Origin of the sequence: Burkholderia sp. GbtcB21 (assembly GCF_019091065.1) — a bacterium.
Lineage (GTDB): Bacteria > Pseudomonadota > Gammaproteobacteria > Burkholderiales > Burkholderiaceae > Burkholderia > Burkholderia pyrrocinia_C.
In genome coordinates this window covers 1-240 of sequence record NZ_JAGXKA010000438.1, presented here as the reverse complement: position 1 = coordinate 240, position 240 = coordinate 1, and the positions used below count along the sequence as shown (strand labels likewise).

Annotated in this window: 1 protein-coding gene; it reads right to left on the bottom strand. The window is 59.6% G+C overall.

The window, feature by feature from the left end:
* Positions 1-240, bottom strand: a 240-nt coding sequence (locus tag KVT39_RS37305; RefSeq protein WP_306795640.1) for an IclR family transcriptional regulator C-terminal domain-containing protein, incomplete at both ends; no start/stop codon positions are given.

Genomic DNA, 240 nt, shown 5'->3' with positions numbered 1-240 from the left:
TAGAAGTCGTCGTAACGCTCGAGCTGTACTCGCATTACCGGTCCAGCAATGCTCATCGAGCCAACCACCGTACCGTCGGTCAGCGACCTCACTGGCACCGCCAAAGCAGCAACGCCCGTTTCTGCTTCTTCTACGACCAGCCCGCAGCCGCGCTGCCTCGTCAATTCCAATGCATGAATCAACTGCCCGATGCTGGTGATTGCCTGCGGCCCGCTTGTGCTGGCGGCAGCTTTACCGAGT